Below are 216 nucleotides of genomic sequence, written 5' to 3' on the forward strand. Positions count from 1 at the left end.
ATCAGGCAGTGACTCAACGTCGGATTCACTAAGTGATTCAATTAGCGGTAGTGACTCAACGTCGGATTCATTAAGTGATTCCGTATCAGGTAGCGATTCAACCTCGGATTCATTAAGTGATTCCGTATCAGGCAGTGATTCAACGTCGGATTCATTAAGTGATTCAGTATCAGGTAGCGATTCAACGTCAGATTCAATGAGTAATTCAGAATCAGG

Annotated in this window: 1 protein-coding gene; it reads left to right on the forward strand. The window is 42.1% G+C overall.

Annotated elements, in window-relative coordinates:
• On the forward strand, nt 1-216 hold a 216-nt coding region (locus TT13_RS11135; protein WP_045477444.1), incomplete at both ends, for a hypothetical protein.

The sequence above is a fragment of the Weissella oryzae SG25 genome, assembly GCF_000691805.2.
Classification (GTDB): Bacteria; Bacillota; Bacilli; order Lactobacillales; family Lactobacillaceae; genus Weissella; species Weissella oryzae.